General features: G+C 33.9%; 20 protein-coding genes. 13 read left to right on the forward strand and 7 right to left on the reverse strand.

The window, feature by feature from the left end; translation table 11 throughout:
• Nucleotides 1-191: 191 nt before the first annotated feature.
• The 4 genes from ACR1PN_RS18510 (at nt 192) to ACR1PN_RS18525 (ending at nt 5,515) form a co-directional block, all read left to right on the forward strand.
• Nucleotides 192-1,220, forward strand: a complete 1,029-nt coding sequence (locus ACR1PN_RS18510; RefSeq protein WP_433981234.1) for a methionine ABC transporter ATP-binding protein — start codon at nt 192-194, stop codon at nt 1,218-1,220.
• Entirely contained in the window at nt 1,213-1,869 is a 657-nt protein-coding gene (metI, locus tag ACR1PN_RS18515) for a methionine ABC transporter permease MetI (protein WP_433981235.1), read from the forward strand. The genes ACR1PN_RS18510 and metI overlap by 8 nt, the downstream gene beginning before the upstream one ends.
• Before the next feature lie 157 nt (nt 1,870-2,026).
• Nucleotides 2,027-2,836 (forward strand): methionine ABC transporter substrate-binding lipoprotein MetQ, encoded by an 810-nt coding sequence (gene metQ / locus ACR1PN_RS18520; protein ID WP_433981236.1) that lies wholly within the window; start codon nt 2,027-2,029, stop codon nt 2,834-2,836.
• 417 nt (nt 2,837-3,253) lie between these two features.
• Nucleotides 3,254-5,515: a glycoside hydrolase family 3 C-terminal domain-containing protein gene (locus tag ACR1PN_RS18525; RefSeq protein ID WP_433981237.1), complete on the forward strand. Its 2,262-nt coding sequence runs from the start codon at nt 3,254-3,256 to the stop codon at nt 5,513-5,515.
• Between the two features lie 86 nt (nt 5,516-5,601).
• Here the strand turns inward: ACR1PN_RS18525 and ACR1PN_RS18530 are convergent, their stop codons facing one another.
• From ACR1PN_RS18530 to ACR1PN_RS18540, 3 genes are all read right to left on the reverse strand, one after another.
• Nucleotides 5,602-5,985 (reverse strand): hypothetical protein, encoded by a 384-nt coding sequence (locus ACR1PN_RS18530; RefSeq protein WP_433981238.1) that lies wholly within the window; start codon nt 5,983-5,985, stop codon nt 5,602-5,604.
• Between the two features lie 287 nt (nt 5,986-6,272).
• Nucleotides 6,273-6,821: a type 1 glutamine amidotransferase domain-containing protein gene (locus ACR1PN_RS18535; RefSeq protein ID WP_378181632.1), complete on the reverse strand. Its 549-nt coding sequence runs from the start codon at nt 6,819-6,821 to the stop codon at nt 6,273-6,275.
• Nucleotides 6,822-6,940: 119 nt separating this feature from the next.
• Complete coding sequence (locus ACR1PN_RS18540) at nt 6,941-7,222, reverse strand: DUF1294 domain-containing protein (RefSeq protein ID WP_378181629.1); 282 nt, start codon at nt 7,220-7,222, stop codon at nt 6,941-6,943.
• An 83-nt stretch (nt 7,223-7,305) separates the two neighbouring features.
• On the opposite strand from ACR1PN_RS18540, the gene ACR1PN_RS18545 reads away from it, so the two are divergent.
• The 3 genes from ACR1PN_RS18545 (at nt 7,306) to ACR1PN_RS18555 (ending at nt 8,882) form a co-directional block, all read left to right on the forward strand.
• Nucleotides 7,306-7,662, forward strand: coding sequence for a hypothetical protein (locus ACR1PN_RS18545; protein ID WP_378181626.1), 357 nt, complete (start codon nt 7,306-7,308; stop codon nt 7,660-7,662).
• 132 nt (nt 7,663-7,794) lie between these two features.
• Entirely contained in the window at nt 7,795-8,166 is a 372-nt protein-coding gene (locus ACR1PN_RS18550) for an STAS/SEC14 domain-containing protein (RefSeq protein ID WP_378181623.1), read from the forward strand.
• A 134-nt stretch (nt 8,167-8,300) separates the two neighbouring features.
• Nucleotides 8,301-8,882, forward strand: a complete 582-nt coding sequence (locus ACR1PN_RS18555) for a hypothetical protein (protein ID WP_433981239.1) — start codon at nt 8,301-8,303, stop codon at nt 8,880-8,882.
• Between the two features lie 86 nt (nt 8,883-8,968).
• On the opposite strand, the gene ACR1PN_RS18560 is transcribed toward ACR1PN_RS18555, so the two are convergent.
• From ACR1PN_RS18560 to ACR1PN_RS18575, 4 genes are all read right to left on the reverse strand, one after another.
• Nucleotides 8,969-10,321: a serine hydrolase domain-containing protein gene (locus tag ACR1PN_RS18560; protein WP_433981240.1), complete on the reverse strand. Its 1,353-nt coding sequence runs from the start codon at nt 10,319-10,321 to the stop codon at nt 8,969-8,971.
• 377 nt (nt 10,322-10,698) lie between these two features.
• The gene (msrB, locus tag ACR1PN_RS18565; RefSeq protein ID WP_433981241.1) at nt 10,699-11,793 is read right to left on the reverse strand and encodes a peptide-methionine (R)-S-oxide reductase MsrB; all 1,095 of its coding nucleotides are present in this window, start codon (nt 11,791-11,793) and stop codon (nt 10,699-10,701) included.
• 343 nt (nt 11,794-12,136) lie between these two features.
• Nucleotides 12,137-12,409: a hypothetical protein gene (locus ACR1PN_RS18570; RefSeq protein ID WP_433981242.1), complete on the reverse strand. Its 273-nt coding sequence runs from the start codon at nt 12,407-12,409 to the stop codon at nt 12,137-12,139.
• A gap of 11 nt (nt 12,410-12,420) precedes the next feature.
• Nucleotides 12,421-12,975 (reverse strand): RNA polymerase sigma factor, encoded by a 555-nt coding sequence (locus ACR1PN_RS18575; RefSeq protein ID WP_433981243.1) that lies wholly within the window; start codon nt 12,973-12,975, stop codon nt 12,421-12,423.
• A 68-nt stretch (nt 12,976-13,043) separates the two neighbouring features.
• On the opposite strand from ACR1PN_RS18575, the gene ACR1PN_RS18580 reads away from it, so the two are divergent.
• The 6 genes from ACR1PN_RS18580 (at nt 13,044) to ACR1PN_RS18605 (ending at nt 22,768) form a co-directional block, all read left to right on the forward strand.
• Nucleotides 13,044-13,742 carry a hypothetical protein gene (locus ACR1PN_RS18580; RefSeq protein WP_433981244.1) on the forward strand — a complete coding sequence of 233 codons (699 nt, stop codon included), beginning with the start codon at nt 13,044-13,046 and terminating at the stop codon, nt 13,740-13,742.
• 58 nt (nt 13,743-13,800) lie between these two features.
• On the forward strand, nt 13,801-16,404 hold the full coding sequence (gene alaS / locus ACR1PN_RS18585; RefSeq protein ID WP_433981245.1) for an alanine--tRNA ligase: 2,604 nt from the start codon (nt 13,801-13,803) through the stop codon (nt 16,402-16,404).
• A 182-nt stretch (nt 16,405-16,586) separates the two neighbouring features.
• A complete protein-coding gene (locus tag ACR1PN_RS18590; protein WP_433981246.1) occupies nt 16,587-19,043 on the forward strand; it encodes a DUF5686 family protein in 2,457 nt (818 codons plus the stop codon).
• A 162-nt stretch (nt 19,044-19,205) separates the two neighbouring features.
• Nucleotides 19,206-19,955 (forward strand): hypothetical protein, encoded by a 750-nt coding sequence (locus ACR1PN_RS18595; RefSeq protein WP_433981247.1) that lies wholly within the window; start codon nt 19,206-19,208, stop codon nt 19,953-19,955.
• 131 nt (nt 19,956-20,086) lie between these two features.
• A complete protein-coding gene (locus ACR1PN_RS18600) occupies nt 20,087-22,492 on the forward strand; it encodes a hypothetical protein (protein WP_433981248.1) in 2,406 nt (801 codons plus the stop codon).
• Between the two features lie 39 nt (nt 22,493-22,531).
• On the forward strand, nt 22,532-22,768 hold the full coding sequence (locus ACR1PN_RS18605; RefSeq protein WP_378181592.1) for a hypothetical protein: 237 nt from the start codon (nt 22,532-22,534) through the stop codon (nt 22,766-22,768).
• The last annotated feature ends 54 nt before the right edge of the window (nt 22,769-22,822 follow it).

A 22,822-nucleotide genomic window follows, 5' to 3' on the forward strand; every position in this document is an offset into this window, starting at 1 on the left:
ATTTCTTTTACAATCTGAAGTTTCAAACTTAAACTGTAATCTTTCTGTGTACGCTTTACATAAAGCGATTCTAATGGTTCTTTCATAACGATTCTTTTTTGTGTATCGTTATTTCAGGTCTAGACATGACATATTTTTAAAGGCTCTACCACGTTGTAGAGCCTTTTTTTATTAAAAATTGCAGAGAAAAAATGATAGAAATAAAAAACATTTCAAAAACATTTCATCAGAAAAAGCAAGCTTTTAAAGCTTTAGATAAAATCAACCTTACGATTGAAAAAGGAGATATTGTCGGAATTATTGGTTTTTCAGGTGCAGGAAAAAGTACGTTGATAAGAACAGTAAATCTTCTGGAAAAACCCGATGAAGGGCAAATCATTATCAACGGAAAAGATTTCACGAAATTAAATTCCAAACAATTGGCTTCTGAAAGAAAGAAAATCGGAATGATTTTTCAGCATTTCAATCTGCTTTCGTCAAGAACTGTTTTTGAAAATATTGCACTTCCACTTGAACTCGACAATATTCAAAAAAATAAAATCAGAGAAAAGGTAAACGAACTTTTAAAAATCGTCGGACTTGAAGATAAAGCAAACGACTATCCGAAAAGTCTTTCCGGCGGACAAAAACAGAGAGTTGCCATCGCAAGAGCGCTCGCAAATGACCCTTATCTTCTACTCTGTGATGAAGCGACAAGTGCGCTAGATCCGGCAACAACGCAGTCGATTTTAGAATTAGTAAGAGACATAAATCAAAGACTGGGAATTACCATTTTGCTGATTACCCACGAGATGGAAGTCATCAAAACCGTCTGTAACCACGTTGCGGTAATCGATAAAGGACAATTAGTAACAAAAGGGACTTTGAGTGAAGTTATTTCCAACAAAGACAATCCCATCATCAAACAATTTTTAAACTCAGGTGTTATGACTATACCACAGGAAATCAATAAAAAACTACAGAAAGAGCCCCAGAACGGACTTTTTCCATTAGTTGAAATCGAATTAAACGAAAATATAAGCGTGGAAAAACTGCTTTCGGTCATCTATGACCAATACAAAATTCCATACAAACTTCTAAAAGCTGATGTGGAATATCTTGGCGATTCTAACTTTGGAAAACTTTTATTACAGTTGCAGGGAGAGGATGAGGAAAATCAGAAAGCGATCTATTATTTTAACCAGCATCATATTCAAAATACAGTAAAAGGATATGCTTAATGATACGGTAATTTCGCTTCTTTCAAAAGGAATTTGGGAGACAATTTTTATGACTTTTGTTTCGGGATTTTTCGGTTTTGTTCTCGGACTTCCCGTTGGAATTCTTCTGTTTTTAACCCGAAAAGGACAGCTTTTAGAAAATATAATTTACAACAGATTATTATCAATTCTGGTTAATATTTTCAGGTCGATTCCATTCATTATTCTGATTGTGTGGATGATTCCTTTTACAAGATCATTGGTTGGAACTTCTATTGGGATGAATGCCGCACTTGTTCCGTTGAGCATCGGTGCAGCGCCGTTTATTGCAAGATTAGTAGAAAACAGTTTGCTGGAAACCCCCAACGGATTGATTGAAACAGCAAGAGCTTTAGGAGCCAGTCCAATACAGATTATCAGAAAAGTTTTACTTCCGGAAGCTTTACCATCACTTATCAACAATGCAACGATTACGCTGATTACGCTTGTCGGATATTCTGCAATGGGCGGTGCAGTCGGAGCCGGTGGATTGGGACAGATTGGTTATCAATACGGGTATATCGGTTATGATGCAGTGATTATGAATCTGGTTCTCGGCTTACTGGTGGCTTTGGTTTTTATCATACAGTTTTCCGGAGACCGATTGGCGAAAATGTTTGATCATCGATAGTTTGAGTAGGTGTGTTTGAGAGTTAGATAGTTTTAGTGTTCTAGCGTTTTTGAGAAATGAAAACATATAAATTGTGAAAATCTATTTCTTGATATAACTAAACAAACATCCAACTTCCATCATCCATCTTCCAACAAAAAAATTAAAATAATTAACAATGAAAAAAATAAAAATTTTAGGATTAGCAGCAGGTTTGCTGTTATTCGGAGCTTGTAATTCTCCAAAAAAAGATGACCCCAATTTCATTAAAGTCGGAATTACTTCGGGGCCTGAACAACAGATTGCCGAAACCGCTAAAAAAGTAGCCAAAGAAAAATACAATCTTGAAGTGGAATTGGTTTCGTTCAACGATTACGTCGTTCCCAATGAAGCTTTGAATAACGGCGATATCGATGCCAATGCTTTTCAGCACGTTCCGTATTTGAATGAACAGTCGAAACAGCGTGGCTATAAATTGGCGGTTATCGGAAATACTTTTGTGTATCCGATTGTGGCATATTCAAAAAAAATAAAAAATGCCAGTGAATTACGAAATGGAAGTACGATTGTTATTCCCAACGATCCGACAAATGGCGGTCGCTCTCTCCTACTTCTACAGAAAAACGGATTACTGAAATTAAAAGATAATGTGGGTTTACTACCAAAAGTAACGGATATTTCGGAAAATCCAAGACAATTTAAGATACTTGAAATTGAAGCACCACAGCTTCCGAGAGTTTTGGACGATAAAGAAGTCGTGATTGCAATTATCAACAATAATTTTGCAGCCCAAGCCGGATTAGATGCTGACAAAAACGGAATTTTCAAAGAAGATAAAGATTCGCCTTACATGAACGTTGTGGTATCGAGAGAAGATAATAAAAATACCGATAAAGTAAAAAATTTCCTGAAAGCGTATCAGTCTAAAGAAGTTGAAGATAAGGCGAGAGAGATTTTTAAAGGTGGCGCTGTGAAAGGTTGGAATTGATAATGTGAAAAGTCAATGGTCAATTGTCAATTTTTAATCCAGTAGAAATTCATCTTTTCTGAAAGGTTGAATTTTTTAGGCGGGATAATTAAACAATCTAAAATCTTGAATTTGCATCTCAAAACTTTAAACATTGAACATTAAACCCAGAACCTTTTAAAGATTCTATTATTATATGTAAACATCGTTTCGGAAAAACCTTTGCCTCCGAAGCGATGTTTTTTTATTTTAATACTTCATTGACGTAGTTAAATCATTTCAGGCTTTTGAGTTTTAACAGCAAAATCTGATAGATTTTAACTACTATTTTTCTTATTGTATTGGTTAAAAATAACCATTTCGTAAAAAATACATTATCTCAATTTGAGAAAATATATTTTTTACCTATTTTTGTAAACAATCAATAAAGAGTTTTTTATGTTGAAGAAAACTGTACTTCTAAGTTTGTTTACGCTTATATCTGCCTCTGCTATGGCTCAAAATACGACAGTTCCTGTTTATTTGGATGAATCTAAACCCGTTGAACAGCGAATTCAGGATGCACTTTCCAGAATGACACTGGAAGAAAAAGTGGCCATGCTTCACGCACAGTCAAAATTCAGTTCTCCCGGAGTTCCAAGATTGGGAATTCCTGAATTCTGGACAACCGATGGTCCGCACGGAGTTCGTCCGGAAGTAATGTGGGATGAATGGGATCAGGCCGGATGGACAAATGACTCCATTATCGCTTACCCTGCCCTGACTGCTCTATCTGCAACATGGAACAAGAAAATGTCTTGGAACTACGGAAAAGCTTTAGGTGAAGAAGCGAGATACAGAAAAAAAGACATTCTTTTAGGACCTGGAGTAAATATTTACAGAACTCCACTTAACGGAAGAAATTTCGAATATATGGGAGAAGATCCCTACTTGACTTCAAAAATGGTCGTTCCTTATATTCAGGGGGTGCAATCTAATGGTGTGGCAACTTCTGTGAAACATTTTGCATTAAACAACCAGGAGATGTTCCGCCATACAAGCAATGTAATTGTTGACGACAGAACGTTATATGAAATTTATCTTCCGCCTTTCAAAGCTGCCGTAACTGAAGGAGATTCATGGACGATTATGGGAGCTTATGATATGTACAAAAATCAGTATGCAAGTCAGAACAAGTATCTTTTAAATGATATTCTTAAAGGAGAATGGAAATATAAAGGGGTGGTTGTTTCAGACTGGGGTGCTGTAAACAATACTGAACAGGCAATTCATAACGGATTGGATGTAGAATTCGGAAGCTGGACAAACGGTCTTTCTGCCGGAACCAGAAATGCGTATGACAACTATTATTTAGCAAAACCCTATTTAGATTTAATTAAATCAGGAAAAGTAGGTACTAAAGAGCTTGACGATAAAGTGACAAGACTTTTACGTTTGGCTTATAAAACAACAATGAACACCAAAAAACCTTTTGGAAACATCGCTTCTGACGAACACAAAGCGGTGGCGAAAGAAATTGGGGAAGAAGGAATTGTATTGTTGAAAAACGATAAAGAGGTACTTCCTATCGACATTAATAAAGCTAAAAAAATTGCTGTTATCGGTGAAAATGCCATCAAAGTAATGACTGTAGGTGGTGGTTCGTCTTCATTAAAAGTAAAATATGAAACTTTACCTTTAGACGGAATTAAAACAAGATTCGGTAAAAACGCTGATGTACAGTATGCAAGAGGTTATGTAGGAGACATCGGTGGTGAATATAACGGTGTAAAATCAGGACAGGATTTAAAAGACAGCCGCTCTCCGGAAGAATTGCTCAATGAAGCCGTTGAATTGGCTAAAAAATCTGATCATGTAATTTTTGTTGGAGGATTAAACAAAGCAGACTTCCAGGATAGTGAAGGAAATGACAGAAAAAGCTACGGACTTCCTTACAATCAGGATAACGTAATTTCAGCTTTGGCAAAAGCCAATAAAAACTTTACTGTTGTTCTGGTAACTGGAAATGCAGTAGCAATGCCGTGGATTAAAGAAGTACCGTCTATTGTTCAGGGTTGGTATTTAGGTTCCGAAGCCGGAAATTCTATTGCTTCAATTTTAGCGGGTGATGCAAACCCTTCAGGAAAACTGCCTTTCACATTCCCTGTTAAACTTGAGGATAATTCAGCTCATGCGATGGGAGAATATCCCGGAAATAAAGAAGAATTAGCCGCAGGAAAAGGAAAAGACCAGAAAAACCCGATCAATATCAAATACAACGAAGGGATCTTTGTTGGTTATCGTTGGCATGATACGAAAAAGATTAAACCATTATTCAGCTTTGGTCACGGTTTAAGCTATACTACTTTTGAGTTCGGAAAAGCTAAAGCTGACAAATCAACGATGGCTCAGAACGATAAAATCACTTTCACAGTAACTGTAAAAAACACCGGTAAAAAAGCAGGTGCCGAAGTGGCACAACTGTATATTACTGACATAAAATCATCAGTTGAACGTCCTGCAAAAGAACTGAAAGGTTTTGAGAAAGTATTTTTAAATCCCGGCGAACAGAAAGAAGTAACCTTCACCATCGACAAAACAGCGTTAAGTTTTTTTGATGCTCAAAAGCACGACTGGGTTGCAGAACCGGGAGATTTTGAAGCTCAGATCGGAAATTCTTCTGATGCAATTAAAACAAAAGTTAAATTTACCTTACAGTAATTCCTTTAATTTACTCATATTAACAAAAATCCCTGTTACTTACGAAGTAACGGGGATTTTTTATCTTAATTTTATATCAGAATCTATTATTTACGAACGTAAGTTATCTCTGAATTCAAAACTGTATACGTTAAAGTAGTTTTTGTAACTGTATAGTCGCTGCATTGAAAATCAGCACTAAAATCATCCGTACAAAGCTTTCCGTTTTCGATTTTCCATTTCGTTTTTGTTGTTCTCTTTGGATATTTTGTAATGATTACGCCGTTAGCCGCAAATGTTTTTGTTACGTTTTCTTTCATAACTTTTCCATCTGCTTTATGGAGTTTCCAAGTACCTTCGATACTGGCATCCTGTTTTTTTTCAGTTGACTTTAACGGAGTAATTGTGTTAAAAGATTTTTGTCCAAATAAGGCAGCAGTTCCTAAAACCAGTCCGATTCCGACAAACAAATTAAATGTTACTTTTTTCATGGTTATTTTAAATTTAAATAACCGTAAATATATGTAAAAATTATATTCGAAAGGATATATTCATCAATGACAAAGTTGATTTAATCAAAAATGCTAAGGAACAACGAAAATTCTAGCCCCGATTGCAACGACATCCTTTTGTGTAGCAAAGCGGAACAAAAGATATAGTGGAAAGCGGGAAATAGCTTCTAAAAACCTTTAAATCAAAATTCTACAATGATATATTCACTTATCAATCCAAACCTAACAATTTGTTTAGTGGTTTTAAGGAATCAAATTAAATGCATTTAAAGATTCTGATCTTCATGCTTCCCTTCATTAATTTCCTCAACCATTTTGGCATTAAACGCCGGAAGATCCTCAGGAGTGCGACTGGTTACCAACCCGTTATCTACAACTACTTCGCTGTCTTCCCAAGCTGCGCCTGCATTTTTGAGGTCGATGCTGATGGAATTTACAGAAGTCATTTTTCTTCCGTTAACTGCACCTGCGCTGATCAGAATTTGCGGACCGTGACAAATTGCGGCAACAGGTTTATGCTGATTAAAAAAATCCTGAACAAAAGATATTGCCTTTTCATTAGTTCTCAACTGATCGGGATTGATCACTCCACCCGGAAGTACCAATGCATCATATTCTGAAGCGGAAACCTCTTCTAACGTTTTATCAACATCATATTCTTTTCCCCAGTCTTTTTCTGCCCAGGCTTTAATGGTTCCCGATTTCGGACTGACAATATGAGCTGTCCAGCCTTGTTGCTCCAAATGTTCCTTTGGAGATTTCAATTCACTTTCTTCAAATCCATGTGTAGCTAAAATTGCAATTTTCTTAGACATATTATTTTACTTTTGGTGTTAATGCTAATGAATAAGAAAATATAATGCCGTGGTACAGATATATGGTACTTAAAGAATGTTAAAATGGTTGGTGGTTGTTAGGTTTTGGTTGGTGGTATTCAGAATAAAAAATTTAAACTTCCAACATCAAGCTTCCAATATCCAACTAAAATAATAATCTGTAGTAAGGCAATAAGTCCAAACTTCCACAAAAAGCTTTTCTTAGAAATCTTATGTCTAAATATAAGCATTGCTGAAACTGCTCCAACTGTTCCTCCAAAAAAAGACAAAATCAATAAATTAAATTCTGAAATTCTTCTTTTATGTTTGGTCGCCTTCCATTTATCTAACAAAAAAATGATGAAAGTGATGAGATTAATGATTAAAAGAAAATATAGCATATCGCAAATCTAAATATAAAAATGAATACCGCTTTATTATCATCGTCTAAACGTTTTTAAATTTGTCTTTTTAAATGAATCCAATGACAATAGAAGATCTGGTGGGTAACTATTCCGTTCAGGGAAGCAATCAGGAAGCAGAAAATCATATCAGTTACCAAGGTATTCTGACATTATCTCTTGACGACAACAATCGTATTGTCGCACAATGGATGATTGGTGATCACATCCAAAACGGCACTGGTTTTTATAAAGATCAAATTCTGGTCATTAATTTTAATTATGAAGGTGAGGACTATCGTATTTTTAAGGGTGTGGCTGTTTACCGATGTATCAATAAAGATATTCTGGATGGTTTTTGGTCAGAAAAACATGGAAATCCGCTCTATTTAGGAAGCGAGTATTGTGTAAGAATTAATGATTCTCAATTTTTAAATTAAAAAAAACATAATAATCATTGATAATGAAAAAAGTAACAGATTATATCTAATCATAATTAAGATTATTTATAGTAAAAATAATTTTTGGTTTGATTATTGTTTAGTTAATCTCACCACCAAAAATTTATTATTATGATTACGATACTTAATGATGCACCCGAAAATGTAGCTGCATTCAATGCTACAGGCGAAATTAGCCGAGAAGATTTTGATAATCTGGTTATTCCTCACGTAAAGAACAAAGTTGAAAAATTTGACGAACTGAATTATCTTCTGTATTTAGACACTAATTTCGAAAATAATGATGTCAGATCATGGTTGAAAAACTCTCTTTCCGAACTTAATAATATTTCCAAGTACAACCGTGCAGCTATTGTAAGCAATGATGAGGAAGTGCAGAAATTTACAGATATTCCGGGATTTTCAAACTTTAAATTTTTTCCGAAAGACAATGTTTATAATGCGCTTTACTGGTGCAACAATGGCAATGAACCTGAAAAATAATCAAAAGGACGCTTTATGCGTCCTTTTTTATTAATCAGTCAGATCAATTTTCAAATTCTAAACGCCGTACTCGGAATCATATTTTTTTTGTAGTTTAGTTATCCAAACTAAAAATAGTCATCAGTTTCATAACCATGAAAAAAACATTTATTCTTTTACCTCTTTTCTTAACCGCACATATTTTCGCACAGCAAAATGACAACAGAAACAATTTCATGCTTCTAAAACAGGCTGTTGGAGATCTTAACAGAGATGGATTGCAGGATAAAATAATTCTTTCTGAAGACACTACTCATTCTTCACGACCATTACGACTTCAGATATTTTTTCTGGGTTCGGACAGAAAATTTAAATCTGCATTCAGCTCTACAGAAGTTTTTGAATTCAATCATTCTGACGGAATATCTACTGATCGTGCAGTTCCGGATATTAGAGTGGAAAATAATAATCTGGTTATTTCAAAAGATATTAATAGTGAGAAACAGGAACAGACTTTCCGCCATAATAAAGGAAAATTTGAGCTTGTTTCTGTATCTAAGATAAAGTCAGACGAAAATACAACTGTTGAAACAAAAACTGATCTTATTGCAGGAACGGTAACAGAAACTACCAAAACTAAAGGCTCGAAAAAATCTAAAAAAAATCAAAAGAAAATTACCGTCAATATTTTGCCCACTTTGGATAACATTAAATCATTCAGCCACGAGTTTAATTAATGAGACAGATATAGTTTTACTACAATAAAACCGCAAAGTTAAACGATAACTCCACGGTTTTATTAAATGTAATTTATTACGGTTTTCTATGATGCATTCTTAGTAAAAACTTTTATTATTTTATCCTGATATATTGTAAATTGATTTTTTTTAGGTTCAAATACCAATTTTATTGTTTCGTATTCAAAAGTGTTTTTCGTTTTAAAGTTAAAAGAGATATAATCCTGTCCCGATTCTGAGCCCTGATAAACAAGACTACTACCGTCTGAAGAAATAGTAACAGATTCTTTTTTATCGTTGGTAAAATACGTCCCTTTAATCTCAGTAAACTCTTTGGTAGACAGCTCAGCAGTTTTATTGAAATCTGGTAATACAGGATCATTATTATATGCATGAATCGTAAGAGCTTTAGACACATCTTCGGTAGGAATATTAATCGCATTAGCAAGAACTACAATTCCTAAATTTTCTTTAGCCATGTACCAGTAATCTGAAAAATAATTTTCCACTCGTCCGCTGTGCTCGTAAAATTCATTTTTACCTAATTGAAATTTTGTAATACCCATTCCGTATTCTCCATTTTTTTCAGGAAGCATTATTTTAAGGCTTTCAGCATTGATCAACTTATTGTTAAATAAACCAAAAAGAAATTTATTAACATCTGTTGGAGTCGAAGTAATTCCCCCGCTTGCCGGATGATTAGAAAAATTGGTTACTCCATTTCGTATATAATGATTCTGAATATTGTAAGAAATTGCTTCATTTTTTTTACTGTCAACTTCAAAAGAATAATATGTATTTTTTAGATGCAATGGTTTGGAGATTTTTTCATCGAGAATTTCGGCATAAGTTTTCTGATAGACTTTTTCAAGAATAAAACCAAGCAGGGCGTAATTGGTATTACTGTATTCATATTCTGTACCCGGTTCAAAATTACTTTCTTTATTGATGAAGAAATCCATAAATTCCTTTTGAGTATGAAATGATTTCTCCCATTCATTTTCGCCCTCAATTTCTGTAAAATTAAAAATCCCGGAGCGTTGATTCAGTAGTTGTCTAATTGTTATTTTTTGAGCATTTTTCACTTCAGGAAAATAAGCAGAAAGTTTGTCTTCAAGTTGTAATTTATTTTCCTCTATTGCCTTCAATACCAAAGCCCCGGTGAAAGTTTTTGTAATTGAGCCTATACGAAACTTTGTGTCTTTATTATTCATTAATTTAGTGTCTATATCTGCATAACCAATTGCTTTTGTATAGATGATGCTGTCTCTATGAGCTATAGCAACACTTCCCATCATTTTATTGTTGGCAAGCAAATGATCAAAATAACTATCTATTTTCTTTTGCGCTGAAAGTTGGGTACCAATAATAGTTGCCGACAAAACCAAGAAGGCAGAAGACATTTTTAAAACAGAAAAAGTATAAGTAAAAATATTCATTATATTGCTCTTTTACAGTAAATAAATTAAAGCTGCAAATATAGTTATTATTCTCTATTAAGTGAATTTAAAATTCATTTTAAATATTCATTACCTATTTTATCAACTTTAAATTAAAAACCAAGTTTATCTACTTGATAATCAATGTTTTTTTTAAAAAATTGAAATTTTTTGTAAGTTTACGATATTCTCAAATATAATTTTATACACATTTATTTGAAAACATGACTAAACTACAAACAGGAGCTTATTATCTTTAGTTTTTTTTACTATTTCTGAATACATCAATGTTCAGCATCAAAAAAAAGATTTCAACTAAACTATCTCGATCTTATTATTAAAATAAAAAAGACTGCCTTTCGACAGTCTTTTTTTTTTTACTTCTTGTTTAAAAGTGAAAGATAATCTCCGTAACCTTTGTCTTTCATTTCAGCTTTGGGAATAAATTTCAAAGATGCTGAATTGATGCAGTATCTCAATCCGCCCTTATCTTTTGGTCCGTCATCGAAAACGTGTCCCAAATGTGCATCTCCGGTTTTACTTCTTACTTCAGTTCTGGTCATTCCTACAGAATTATCTACTTTTTCCTCAATCAGTTTCTGATTAATTGGTTTAGAAAAACTTGGCCATCCGCAACCCGATTCAAACTTATCGGTAGAAATAAACAACGGTTCTCCGGTCGTAATATCTACATAAATCCCTTCTCTCGTCTCATCCCAATATTCATTTTGGAAAGGCATTTCGGTAGCATTTTCCTGGGTTACTTTATACTGTTCAGAAGTCAGTTTCTGTTTTAAAACATTTCTGTCCTGCTTTTGATATTTGGTAATTTTTTTGGGAGGATTGGCGTTTCTTGCCATTTCAAAAAGTCCCGGTTCAATATGACAATAACCTCCCGGATTTTTATCTAAATAATCCTGATGATAATCTTCAGCACTATAGAAATTTTTCAACGGGATCGTTTCTACTAAAATTGGTTTACTATAATTTTTAGCTAATTTTGCAACTTCCTGCTTCACGATTGCCTCTGTTTCTTTATCCGTTGAATAAATCCCCGTTCTGTACTGATCTCCTCTATCATTACCTTGCTTGTTTAAACTTGTAGGATCAATTGTTTTAAAATAAAGATCAATTAAAAGCGTAAGATCAACCTGTTCAGGATCGTATTTCACTTTTACGGTCTCTGCAAAACCTGTTGTATGGCTGATTACTTCCTCGTAAGTCGGATTTTTTTTGTTTCCGTTCGCATATCCTACTTCCGTTCCTACCACGCCACGAATCTGTTGAAAAAAATGTTCAGTTCCCCAAAAACATCCGCCTGCAAAATAAACTTCTTTTACATTTTTGTTATCCATAATGGTCTCATTTTCTTTTCTAATTTCTTTGGATTTCAGTTTCTTTGAATCTCCACAACTTGTTGCAAATACTGCTATACTCAGAATCATTCCGAGTAATATAAATATGTTTTTCATTTTTATCTTTTTATTCATTTTAATTATTTTTTCCTCAATTAAAATCCGCAATTCTTATTGCAAATTTCGGACTACAAATCATGATCAGTCACTGATAATTTCTATTAGAACAATAATAAAATTACCTTTAATTTACTTAGAATTATATACGATGAATGTTGAAATATGGTTTTAAATAAGGAGAATTTTCATTGAGAATGAAATTCATCATCGAGTTTTTAATATCTCGATTGTCTAAGTTAATTTTTAAGATCGTTCCGTTCATTTTTTATAATTTGAATTAATACTTTGTTGTTTTCAAAAGTATAGTCGGAACAAATTCAAAATCCTGACAAAAATTTTATTAAATATCTAAATTTTTAATTATTTTCTCTTTAAAATACTGAACTTCAGACTCATTAATTTCAGTACTATTTTCCTGAGCAAGCTTTCTTTTCAGAATATCGTCTAAAATTTCCAGCTTCTGTTTGTAAGCTCTGCACCATTTACAGATTATTAAATGCAAAGACAATTTCCAGTTTTCTTTTGAGGAAATATTTTCTGCATTTCGTTTTTCCATCAGTAAAGTTGCTTCACTGCACGGTAAAAATAGGATATGGATTAGTTTTCTTAGCATTCTTAAATCATTTATGACTTGGCAAACCAGTTAAATTCCAGACATTCTCTCAGCTGCATTCTGCTTCTTTGCAGAATCTTCCATAGATTAGTCGTAGAAATATTCAATTCCTGACTTACTTCCGGTGCTTTTTTTTCTTCAAGATAATACATTTTCACCGGAATCTTCCATTTGGAAGGTAAATCTTCAAGACAATTCTCTAATGTTTGATTAAATACTCTGTCGTCAAGAAGCTCAGCTTCTTTATTTTCTGTGTTCCAGTTATTTAAAACGTCATTATTTCTCCATGAACCATTGTCTTCAAAAAAATGATCGAGCTTGATTTTCGGTTCAGATTTATATTTTTTACGATAAAAATCAGCAACTTTATGATTAAGAATCGTCATCAACCAGGTTAAAGGTTTGCTTTTCCCTTCAAAAGAATCAAACGATGAAAAAGCGGAAATAAAAACCTCCTGAACAATATCTTCTGCCTCTACTTTATCTGAAACCAGATAAACTGCACGTCTTAACAATGCTTCTGAGTATTGCTCGATCCAGTTTTTAAGGGTTTCATTTTTTGTCATGCTAAACTTTTATCTTTTCAGATCATAACGAAGATAATAAGTTAAAAGGAAAGACTCAAATTTTCTTGATGACTAAGATTCATCTTAAAGTCTTTGAACTTTATATTTATTTTTTAATTAATTTTAAACCAATGATGCTAAGAAAAAAAATATACTATGTTCCTGGATTAATAAGTGCTTTATTAATTCCTATTTTGTTTGGATTTTTTGGAAATAGAAAATTACAAGAATCAATAACAAATGTTATGGACATTGGTCTTCCTGCTAAACCTCAAGACGGAAAAGAATCGAATTTCGCTAGTTTTGAACCTTATCGGAACTGGAATTACCAAAAAATTGCAGTAAAGCCCAATAGCGCTAAATCAAATTCTAAATATTATGTTTCTGAAATTAAAAAATTGCAAAAAAGAAATGTAAAAAATACAGGAATTGAATTTATTCTTGATAATAATAATTCTTACGGTGATTTTGCCTCTATTTTAAATGATTTACATATTGCCAAACACGATATTTATGGTGTAGATATTGATAAAACCGGACATATCTTTGCTTTAGTTGATTACAAAAATCCAAACGCAAAAGAAATTGAATATGAATGTTTGCTTTGTAATGATGTTATTTATGACGAATATAAACCTTCTTTTTTTGACGATTTTAAGTTCTATTTGCAACAGTTTCCCAAAGAAGCTTTCTATCTAATTTTCGGTTTTTTGATTTTCTTAAATATTTCAATGTTGAGTATCAAAGAATCTTTTCAAATTCATTAAATTTGTCGATTAAAATTAGAGAAAAACGATCAACGATCAACCAACAACAGACAACTAAATGACTTCACAACAGATAAGACAGCAATTTTTAGATTTTTTCAAAAGCAAAGAACACCTTATTGTTCCTTCTGCCCCTATAGTGCTGAAAGATGATCCAACGTTAATGTTCTCCAACTCGGGAATGACGCAGTTCAAAGATTATTTTTTAGGATATAAAGAACCTAAAGCCTCAAGAATTGCCGATACACAGAAATGTTTAAGAGTTTCCGGGAAGCATAATGATTTGGATGATGTAGGTCGTGACACCTATCACCATACGATGTTTGAAATGCTTGGGAACTGGTCTTTTGGTGATTATTTCAAAAAAGAAGCGATTTCGTGGGCTTGGGAATTGTTGACGGAAGTTTACGGAATTCCGAAAGAAAATCTTTATGTAACCATTTTTGAAGGGGATGCGAAAGAAAATCTTGAAAGAGATACAGAAGCTTACGATTTGTGGAAACAGTTCATTTCTGAAGACCGAATTATCAACGGAAATAAAAAAGATAATTTCTGGGAAATGGGCGCAAGCGGACCTTGTGGACCTTGTTCAGAAATCCACGTTGATTTGAGAAGTGCTGAAGAAAAAGCAAAAGTTTCAGGTTTGGAATTGGTAAACAATGACCATCCACAAGTGGTAGAAATCTGGAATCTCGTATTCATGCAGTTCAACAGAAAAGCTGATGGTTCTCTGGAAAATCTTCCGGCAAAACACATCGACACCGGAATGGGATTCGAGCGTCTTTGTATGGCTTTACAGCAGAAAGAATCCAATTATGACACGGATGTTTTCACACCTTTAATTGCTAAGGTTGAGGAACTTTCAGGTAAAAAATATACTGGAATTTTAACGGACGAAAAAGACATCGCCATTCGTGTTGTGGTTGACCACATTAGAGCGGTTTCTTTTGCGATTGCAGACGGACAGTTACCTTCCAACGGAGGAGCAGGTTACGTGATCAGAAGAATTTTGAGAAGAGGAATTTCTTATGCTTATCGTTTTTTAGACAGAAAAGAACCTTTCCTATATCAGTTGGTTGCTGTTCTTCAGGAACAAATGGGTAAATTTTTCCCAGAGCTTGAAAAACAGGGAACTTTGGTTACTGAGGTGATTAAAAGTGAAGAGGAATCTTTCCTAAGAACCATTGAAACAGGATTAATCAGGGTTGATAAATTAATTCAGCAGACGATTTCTGAAGGTAAAAAAGTATTGCCAACAGAAGAAGTTTTCGAGTTATATGATACTTACGGTTTCCCGGATGATTTAACGAGAATTATTGCTGAGGAAAAAGGTTTAACCATTGACGGAAAAGGATTTGAACAGGCTCTAAATGAACAAAAGCAACGTTCAAAAGCAGATTCTGCTCAAAAAGTGTACGACTGGGTAACGTTAGAAGAAAAACCCGAAAACTTTGTTGGCTACGACAAAATCGAGTCTGAAACGTATATTACAAGATACAGAAAAGTAGAAAATAAAGACGGAGAATTTTATCAGGTCGTGTTGAGCGAATCACCTTTCTATCCGGAAGGTGGTGGACAAATCGGTGATAAAGGAACACTTGAAAATGCTGCCGAAAGCTTTGAAGTTTTAGAAACCAAAAAAGAAAACGGATTAATCATTTCATTAATCAGCGGACTTCCTAAAGATGCAGGAGCTGTTTTTTACGCTAAAGTCAACGCTACTGACAGAAAAAACTCTCAGGCGAATCACTCGGTAACGCACTTACTACACGAAGCTTTGAGAGATGTTTTGGGAACTCACGTTGAGCAGAAGGGCTCTTACGTTAGTCCTGATTATCTGCGTTTTGACTTCTCTCATTTCAATAAAATGACGGATGAAGAACTGACGTTGGTTGAAGATAAAGTAAATCAGAAAATAAAAGACAATATTGCTTTACAGGAATTCAGAAACATCCCGATTCAGGAGGCACTTGACAGAGGTGCGATGGCTTTGTTCGGTGAAAAATATGGAGACAGTGTGAGAATGATCCAGTTCGGAACTTCGAAGGAACTTTGTGGGGGAACCCACGTAAAAAACACCAGCGAAATCGGTCATTTCAAAATTGTTTCTGAAAGTTCTGCAGCAGCTGGAATCAGAAGAATTGAGGCGATTTCTGGTGACAAGTCTGCAGAGTATTTCAAAAATTTAGAAAAACAGGTTACTGAACTTTCTCAATTATTAAAATCTAAAGATGTTGTAAAATCGATTGAGAAACTGATCGAAGAAAATTCCACTTTAAAATCAGAAGTTGAAGCATTCAAAAAAGAGAAAGCAAAAGGCGAAATCGGCGACTGGAAAAATGCGTACGAACATAAGGGTGACAAACAGCTTTTAGTAAAGAAAACATCTCTTGATGCAGGTTCTGTGAAAGACATCGTGTTCCAGCTGAAGAGAGAAATCCCGACTTCTGTAACGATTATTCTTTCTGATGCAGACGGAAAACCAATGATTACCGTTGGAGTTTCTGATGATTTGGCAGCAAGTTATCAGGCCGGAACGATTGTCAAAGATTTGGCAAAAGAGATCCAAGGCGGTGGCGGCGGAAATCCGGGGTTTGCAACAGCAGGAGGAAAAAACCTTGATGGCCTGGAAAATGCTTATCAGAAGGCTTTGAATATTTAACTGAAAAGTCTAAAAGCTCTTAAATAAAATTTCACTTCTCATTCATTCGGGAATTGAATCAATAAAAATCAGCTGTGTTTATTTGAAATACAGCTGATTTTATTTTTAACAAAAGATTATATTTTCTCGCTTCATATTGTAACTTTCTTATCAATAGTTTTGTCTAATTAATAAAAAGCTCCATGACAAAACTTTTATCCACTCTCTTTTTTTTCGCCACCTTACTGTTTTTCGGCCAAAATCAGCTGAAAGTTTTAAACAAAACAAATAAACAGCCTATTCACAACGCTTCAGTGTACTGCGATGACGAATTGCTTGGTAAGACCGATTACAACGGAGTCTTATCATTCAAAACGAAATGCAAGAAAGTAGAAATTCTTGCCAGTAATTTTGAAGATATTTCCGTAGACGTGAAAAAAAACATGGAAATCTCAATGATTCCGCTTTCTGAAAAAAGAAGCAATATCGACCGCGTGGTTATTCAGGATAAAAGTGACCCAAGAGCATTGAGAATCCTGGATGAAGTAAATAAAAAAGCAAAAGAAAACGCTCCGAAGTCATTAGATTCTTATCATTTTAAATCTTATTCTAAATTTTCTATTGATGTAGACAAAGATTCTGTGGATGTTTATAAAAACTTTTTAGCCATAAGAAAAGATTCTCTTTCAAAAGTTGACAAAAAAGACCTCGTACAAAAAGAAAAAGATAAAAAAGATTCTCTTACCGCAGAAGATTTCATCGGTGCAACAGAAGAAAGCCAGATGTTCCTGTGGGAAAAAGCTACGGAATACAAATATTCTAAAAGTTTTGGTGAAAAAACCAATATCATCGATAACAGAATGTCCGGTTTTAAAAACCCTATTTATGAAGCTTTGGCAATCAATATTTCAAATTTAGACCGAATTCCGAGACAATTGAGACCGGAAAACAGAAAGCTATTTAATTTTTATCTTTCCGATACTTTACAGATTGACGGCAGAAAAACTTTTGTCATTAAATTCAAGGAAATTACCAACAAAAAGAAGCAAAATCCCCGAAAATTTAACGGAAAAATCTATGTAGATTCTGAAACCTATGCTTTGAAAAAATTTGAAAGCCAAAACAAAAAACAAAACGAAGGAGATATTGTTTCTGTCTGGAAACCTGTTAATGGAAAATGGTTTTTAGATTATGAAGACATTAAGCTTAAAATGGGAAGCCAGAGTTTCAATACATCGAAAAAAGACAGTATAAAACCTGAACAGACTGCTAAATACAACAAAAAAAGATTTGGAAATTATCTTTATGTAAAAAACCGTTTCTTTGATTTTACTATTAATCCCGAGCAAAAAGCGTCAGAGTTTAAAGGCTATTCTCTTGAAATGAAAAATTCTGACGGAAGTCTTCTGGATCAGTATAGAACCGATAGTCTTACTGCAAGAGAAAGCGCAACGTACACCAAAATCGACAGTTTTGTACAAAAACATGATTTTGAGAAGAAACTAAGCTTTTTAACTCAGTTAATGAGAGGAAATCTGCGCTATAAAATGATTGATTTTGATGTTACCAAGCTTTTCAGCTATGATAAATACCAAGGTGTTCGTTTAGGAGCCGGTCTGAAATTGAATGAAAGATTCAGCAAAACATTTTCTCCTGATGGTTATTTTGGATACGGATTTAAAGACCACACCTGGAAATATGGTGTAGGGTTAGACGTAAAATTATCAGATAAAAGAACTTCTGTTTTCAGGATTGATTATGTGGATGACGTATTTGCAGCAGGAAGATTCAGCAATAATATGTGGGATATGATGATGAAAATAAACGATCTGAATCTTGATATTCACAATGCCAATTTTTATAAAAATCAAAAATGGGGAGCATCTTATCTTTACGATATTTCAAACTCTTTAAGTATGAAAATTGCCGTGAATAAAGAAAAACAACAGGCACTTTTCGATTATCAGTATCAAAATTTAGGAAACAGTTTCGATAATACAAGTGCTACTTTATCTTTGAAATTTTCTCCGAATGACAAAAATATCATGACACCAACCGGAAAGTACACTTATGAAAAGGCATTTCCACAGATTTTTATGAACTTTGAAAAAGGATTTAATACCTTAGGCGGAGATCTGGATTATCACCGATTAGATGCATTGATTATTCATCAGTTCAGATCTAAATTGGGTTTCACCAACATCAAGCTTTTTGGCGGAATTTCTTCCGGAACTGCACCGATCTGGAAAAACTTTGAAATTGCAGGTCACAGAGACACGAGCCCGGACAAATGGTATCAGAATATCAATACGCCATCCAATATAGGCTTTACAACCATGCCTTCGGGAACTTTCTTTGCTGATAAATTTGTTGGGTTTAAAATTTCGCAATATTTACCTTTCAGATTTAAAACGATCGGGTCCCGATATTCTAATCTTGAAGTTGAGTACCAATCTGCAATCGGAGATTTTAAAAACAGAGGCGATCATCAGTTTGATTTTCAGGTTCTGGATCATTATTATCAGGAAGTCGGCATTATCTGGAACCGTTTCCTGGGAAGAAATTTCGGTGTAGGATTTTCGTATAGATTAGGACATTATCAAACTTCAGAGTTTAAAGATAATTTTGGGATTAAATTGAGATTTAATCTTTTGAATTAAATTTTAATTCGATAAAAAATTAATTCCCACAGATCTAACTTTAATTTTAATGTATAAAAAAATTTGTGTAATACGTAGGAAAAATCAACTAAACAACAATTTCATCGAACAGAAGTAGTATTGCTTCTGTTTTTTTATTATCTTTTCTAAAAATAATATTATATGAAAAAATTATTCTTTGTTTTAATGGCTTCACTGCTGTTAATGGCTTGTCAGACCAAGAAAGACAAGGTTCAGGATTTTGTGGATATGTATAACCGCTCTTCGAATATGATTGCGAATAACAAAATTAAATCTACCTCAGCTAAGGCTGTTTCACAGAATCAGGTAGATATTATGGTAGAAACAGAATATGAAAAAGGTGAAATGGAAAGTGATCTTGTAACGAACGCTCTTCCGGAACTTATCGGACAGGCCATTAGAAGTGAAAAATTAGGACAGGAACTTTTTGATAGTGGTGTGAAATTCAACATCAAAGTATATGGTAAAAATGCTCAGGTTATTCTGGACAAAGCCATAGACAATAAAAGTTTATCGAAAGATGTAGATTTTAAATCTATTGCCAAAGGTGATAAACCAAATAATGAGCAGCTAAACAGCATTCTTGAATCATTTAACAAAAGTCTCCCTATTGAAGACCCTTCAACAGGAACAAAAATTACAAGCATTAAAGCTGATGCAGAAAACAATTTGGTTTATACCTGTGAAGTTCCGGATAGTTTTAAAACCGCTTTAGCAATGGAAGGAACAGAAAAAGCCATGAAAGAAGCCATGTTGCAATCCGGACAGATAAGACAGGTATTCTCGCAAACTTCAGTTTTGGGAATTAACCATATCAAATATCTTTACACCGATAAAAGCGGAAAAGTGTTGAAGGAAATTACCATTACCAAAGAAGAAGCTAATCTGTAAATTATGCATTAATTTCAAAAATTACATTCCCGGAAATTTTCGGGAATTTTTATTTTAACTTGAAGATAACTTCATTTTAAAAACTTTCTCAACACAAGAAATAATAGTAATTTTGAATTGAGAATTTCTATATGAAAAGGAGTCTGGGTTTTATATTTTTATGGGCATTTATTTTTGGTTTTTCACAATCAAAAATTTCTGTTTATCATGAGGCAGACCAAACTCCGATTGCCAACGCAGCCATTTCGTGTGACAATAAAATTTTAGGTAAGACCAATTCTGAAGGCTTTTTGGAATTTAAAACCAAATGCAAAAATATTCAGATCGAAGCCTCAGGTTATTATAAAGAAAGCACATTGGTTGAGGATCAGATGAAAGTGATGCTCACCAAAACTTCATCCAAAACCCACGCAATAGAAACGGTGATTCTTGAAGATAAAAGCGATCCGAGAGCTTTAGAAATCCTCAGAAAAGTCGATAAACTTTTTAAGAGCAATTCCCCGGAAAGTCTTGATTCTTATGCTTACAAATCTTACGAAAAGGTTTCGCTGGATATTGATCAGGATAGTATTACGGCATTCAACAATGTTTTTACCAATAATTTAGGTTTATTCAAAAAAAACAAAAAAGAAGATTCGCTAAAAGATATTTCTGCCAAAAAGATTTTCGCCAACAGCAAGCTGTTCCTTTGGGAAAGGGCGCAGGAATTTCTATATTCTAAAAAATACGGTGAAAAAATAAATATTCTCGACAACAGAATTTCCGGACTGAAACAGCCTATCTACGAAATGATTGCTTTGCAGAGTAACCGAAACAAGATTCCGAATCAGATCAAACAGGAGAATCGAGGGCTATACCGTTTTTTCCTGACAGACAGCATTGAAGTTGATGGGAGAGAAACGTATGTCATCCGTTTTCGTGAAGTGAACTATAAAAAACCGATGAAAAAAAGAAAGTTCAGCGGCACCATTTACATCGACAAAGAAACATTCGGCATTAAGAAGATAGAAAGCATCAGCAAAGAAAAAAACGAAGGAAATATTACAAGCATCTGGATTTTTTTCAACGGCAAATGGTTTTTGTCTGAAGAAAACGTAAAACTTCGCATGAGCAGAATGATGATGGGACAGGATAACGAAAACCCTGAAAAAGAGAAAAAAAAACAAAGCAGTTTCGGAACATACGCCTATCTTTATTCGAAATATTTCAACTATACCTCTCCTATCGAAGAAAATCCTGATGATTTCAAAGGTTATACGTTTTCGGTAAAAAACACCGACGGAAAAACTTTGCATCTTTACAGAACAGAACCTTTATCTTCAAGAGAAAGTCATACTTACAAGACGATTGATAGCTTAGGAAAAGTTTATAAAATCGACCGCACAGCAAGGGTTTTGACTGGTTTGATTAATGGTCAGGTTCGTGTAGGAAATTTAGATTTTGATATTGGAGAAATCGTTAATTATAACTTATACGAAGGTTTCAGGTTAGGTTTAAAAGGAAAACTGAATGAAAATTTCGATCCGTACTTTTCTCCCGATTATTATTTTGCTTACGGTTTGGGCGACGATAAATTCAAATATGGGATCGGACTTGATATGAAAACTTCACTCGAAAAAAATTCTTATTTCAGGATTGAGTATTATGATGATGTGAATTCTTCGGGGGAATTTTACCGCAGACTCTGGACGTTCAGAATGCGAATGATGAACTACGGAAACAACATCAACAATGACAAATATTATCGTTATCAAGGTGTTTCCCTGTCTTATTTAAATGACATCACGAATGGTTTGACATTAGCTTTTGCAACAAGAAGAAATACAGAAGAAGCTTTATTTGATTATACTTTCAGGGAAAAAAAAGGAGCTTTTGAAAACTTCAATACTTTGGTTACGTTAAAGTATTCCCCAAACTCTACGAATATTATGACGCCACAGGGAAAATCATTGATCGATCAGAAGTATCCCGAACTTTATTTCAATTATGAGCAAAGTGCAAGAATCTTTGGCGGAGATTTTAACTATACCCGTTTCGATGCTCTTTTTGTACATAATTTTAAAACGAGATTGGGAACAACCGGAGTTCGTTTATACGGAGGTTTTCTTTTAGGTGAGGCTCCTATCTGGAAAAATTTCACCACAAACGGACTGGCTTCACCGAGTCGCGATATTAATTTTAACCTTACTTCCTATCTTGGTTTTGCTACTTTGGAAGGCGGAAAATACTACAACGATAAATTTATCGCCTATTATTTTACCCACAAACTGCCTTTTTATTTTAAAAGTATCGGTCAGAATGTTACAAGTTTTGATTTCGTTCTTCGTGGAACCATTGGCGATATGAAACATCCCGAATATCATGATTTCAGATTCAGAAAGCTGGATCATCTGTATCAGGAAGTCGGTCTGGAATGGAATAATTTTCTTTCATCCTATTTTAATCTAGGATTATTTTACAGAGTCGGATATTATACAACCACCAATTTTAAACAGAATTTTGCGGTACAGTTTAAGTTAAAGCTGCTTGAGTTTTAGCATTAGTAATAGGTAATAAGCAATAATTAATTATAAGAAATGAAAAAAATAGAAATAAAAGCAGAGCAGTTTTTTGAATTATTAAAACTAAAAGACACTTCGATGTGGTCGATTTTTTCACAAATGATCGACGGCGAAGAAAAGGAAATTATCTTTTTAGATAATGAAGATAAAATACTTTTCAACTACATTCTTCCTTCTAATGCTGAAAAACTGGAAGAAGATAGAAAGGAATTTTCTAAGCAATTTTCTGAGAAACTTTCAACCATGAATTAGGTTTGAAGGTTTTAGCGTCGGAGAGTTTTGGTGTAAAAGTTAACTTATAAATTA

It is taken from the genome of Chryseobacterium sp. RLHN22 (assembly GCF_051011795.1).
In the GTDB taxonomy this organism is placed as follows: Bacteria; Bacteroidota; Bacteroidia; order Flavobacteriales; family Weeksellaceae; genus Chryseobacterium; species Chryseobacterium zhengzhouense.

Coding starts and splice junctions, on each gene's coding strand:
- ACR1PN_RS18605 (WP_378181592.1), top strand. CDS start 22,532: ATGAAAAAAATAGAAATAAAAGCAGAGCAGTTTTTTGAATTATTAAAA.
- ACR1PN_RS18530 (WP_433981238.1), bottom strand. CDS start 5,985: ATGAAAAAAGTAACATTTAATTTGTTTGTCGGAATCGGACTGGTTTTA.
- ACR1PN_RS18570 (WP_433981242.1), bottom strand. CDS start 12,409: ATGCTAAGAAAACTAATCCATATCCTATTTTTACCGTGCAGTGAAGCA.
- ACR1PN_RS18550 (WP_378181623.1), top strand. CDS start 7,795: ATGATTACGATACTTAATGATGCACCCGAAAATGTAGCTGCATTCAAT.
- ACR1PN_RS18595 (WP_433981247.1), top strand. CDS start 19,206: ATGAAAAAATTATTCTTTGTTTTAATGGCTTCACTGCTGTTAATGGCT.
- ACR1PN_RS18545 (WP_378181626.1), top strand. CDS start 7,306: ATGACAATAGAAGATCTGGTGGGTAACTATTCCGTTCAGGGAAGCAAT.
- ACR1PN_RS18575 (WP_433981243.1), bottom strand. CDS start 12,975: ATGACAAAAAATGAAACCCTTAAAAACTGGATCGAGCAATACTCAGAA.
- ACR1PN_RS18580 (WP_433981244.1), top strand. CDS start 13,044: ATGACTAAGATTCATCTTAAAGTCTTTGAACTTTATATTTATTTTTTA.
- metQ (WP_433981236.1), top strand. CDS start 2,027: ATGAAAAAAATAAAAATTTTAGGATTAGCAGCAGGTTTGCTGTTATTC.
- ACR1PN_RS18590 (WP_433981246.1), top strand. CDS start 16,587: ATGACAAAACTTTTATCCACTCTCTTTTTTTTCGCCACCTTACTGTTT.
- ACR1PN_RS18535 (WP_378181632.1), bottom strand. CDS start 6,821: ATGTCTAAGAAAATTGCAATTTTAGCTACACATGGATTTGAAGAAAGT.
- ACR1PN_RS18600 (WP_433981248.1), top strand. CDS start 20,087: ATGAAAAGGAGTCTGGGTTTTATATTTTTATGGGCATTTATTTTTGGT.
- alaS (WP_433981245.1), top strand. CDS start 13,801: ATGACTTCACAACAGATAAGACAGCAATTTTTAGATTTTTTCAAAAGC.
- ACR1PN_RS18560 (WP_433981240.1), bottom strand. CDS start 10,321: ATGAATATTTTTACTTATACTTTTTCTGTTTTAAAAATGTCTTCTGCC.
- ACR1PN_RS18510 (WP_433981234.1), top strand. CDS start 192: ATGATAGAAATAAAAAACATTTCAAAAACATTTCATCAGAAAAAGCAA.
- ACR1PN_RS18555 (WP_433981239.1), top strand. CDS start 8,301: ATGAAAAAAACATTTATTCTTTTACCTCTTTTCTTAACCGCACATATT.
- metI (WP_433981235.1), top strand. CDS start 1,213: ATGCTTAATGATACGGTAATTTCGCTTCTTTCAAAAGGAATTTGGGAG.
- ACR1PN_RS18525 (WP_433981237.1), top strand. CDS start 3,254: ATGTTGAAGAAAACTGTACTTCTAAGTTTGTTTACGCTTATATCTGCC.
- ACR1PN_RS18540 (WP_378181629.1), bottom strand. CDS start 7,222: ATGCTATATTTTCTTTTAATCATTAATCTCATCACTTTCATCATTTTT.
- msrB (WP_433981241.1), bottom strand. CDS start 11,793: ATGAAAAACATATTTATATTACTCGGAATGATTCTGAGTATAGCAGTA.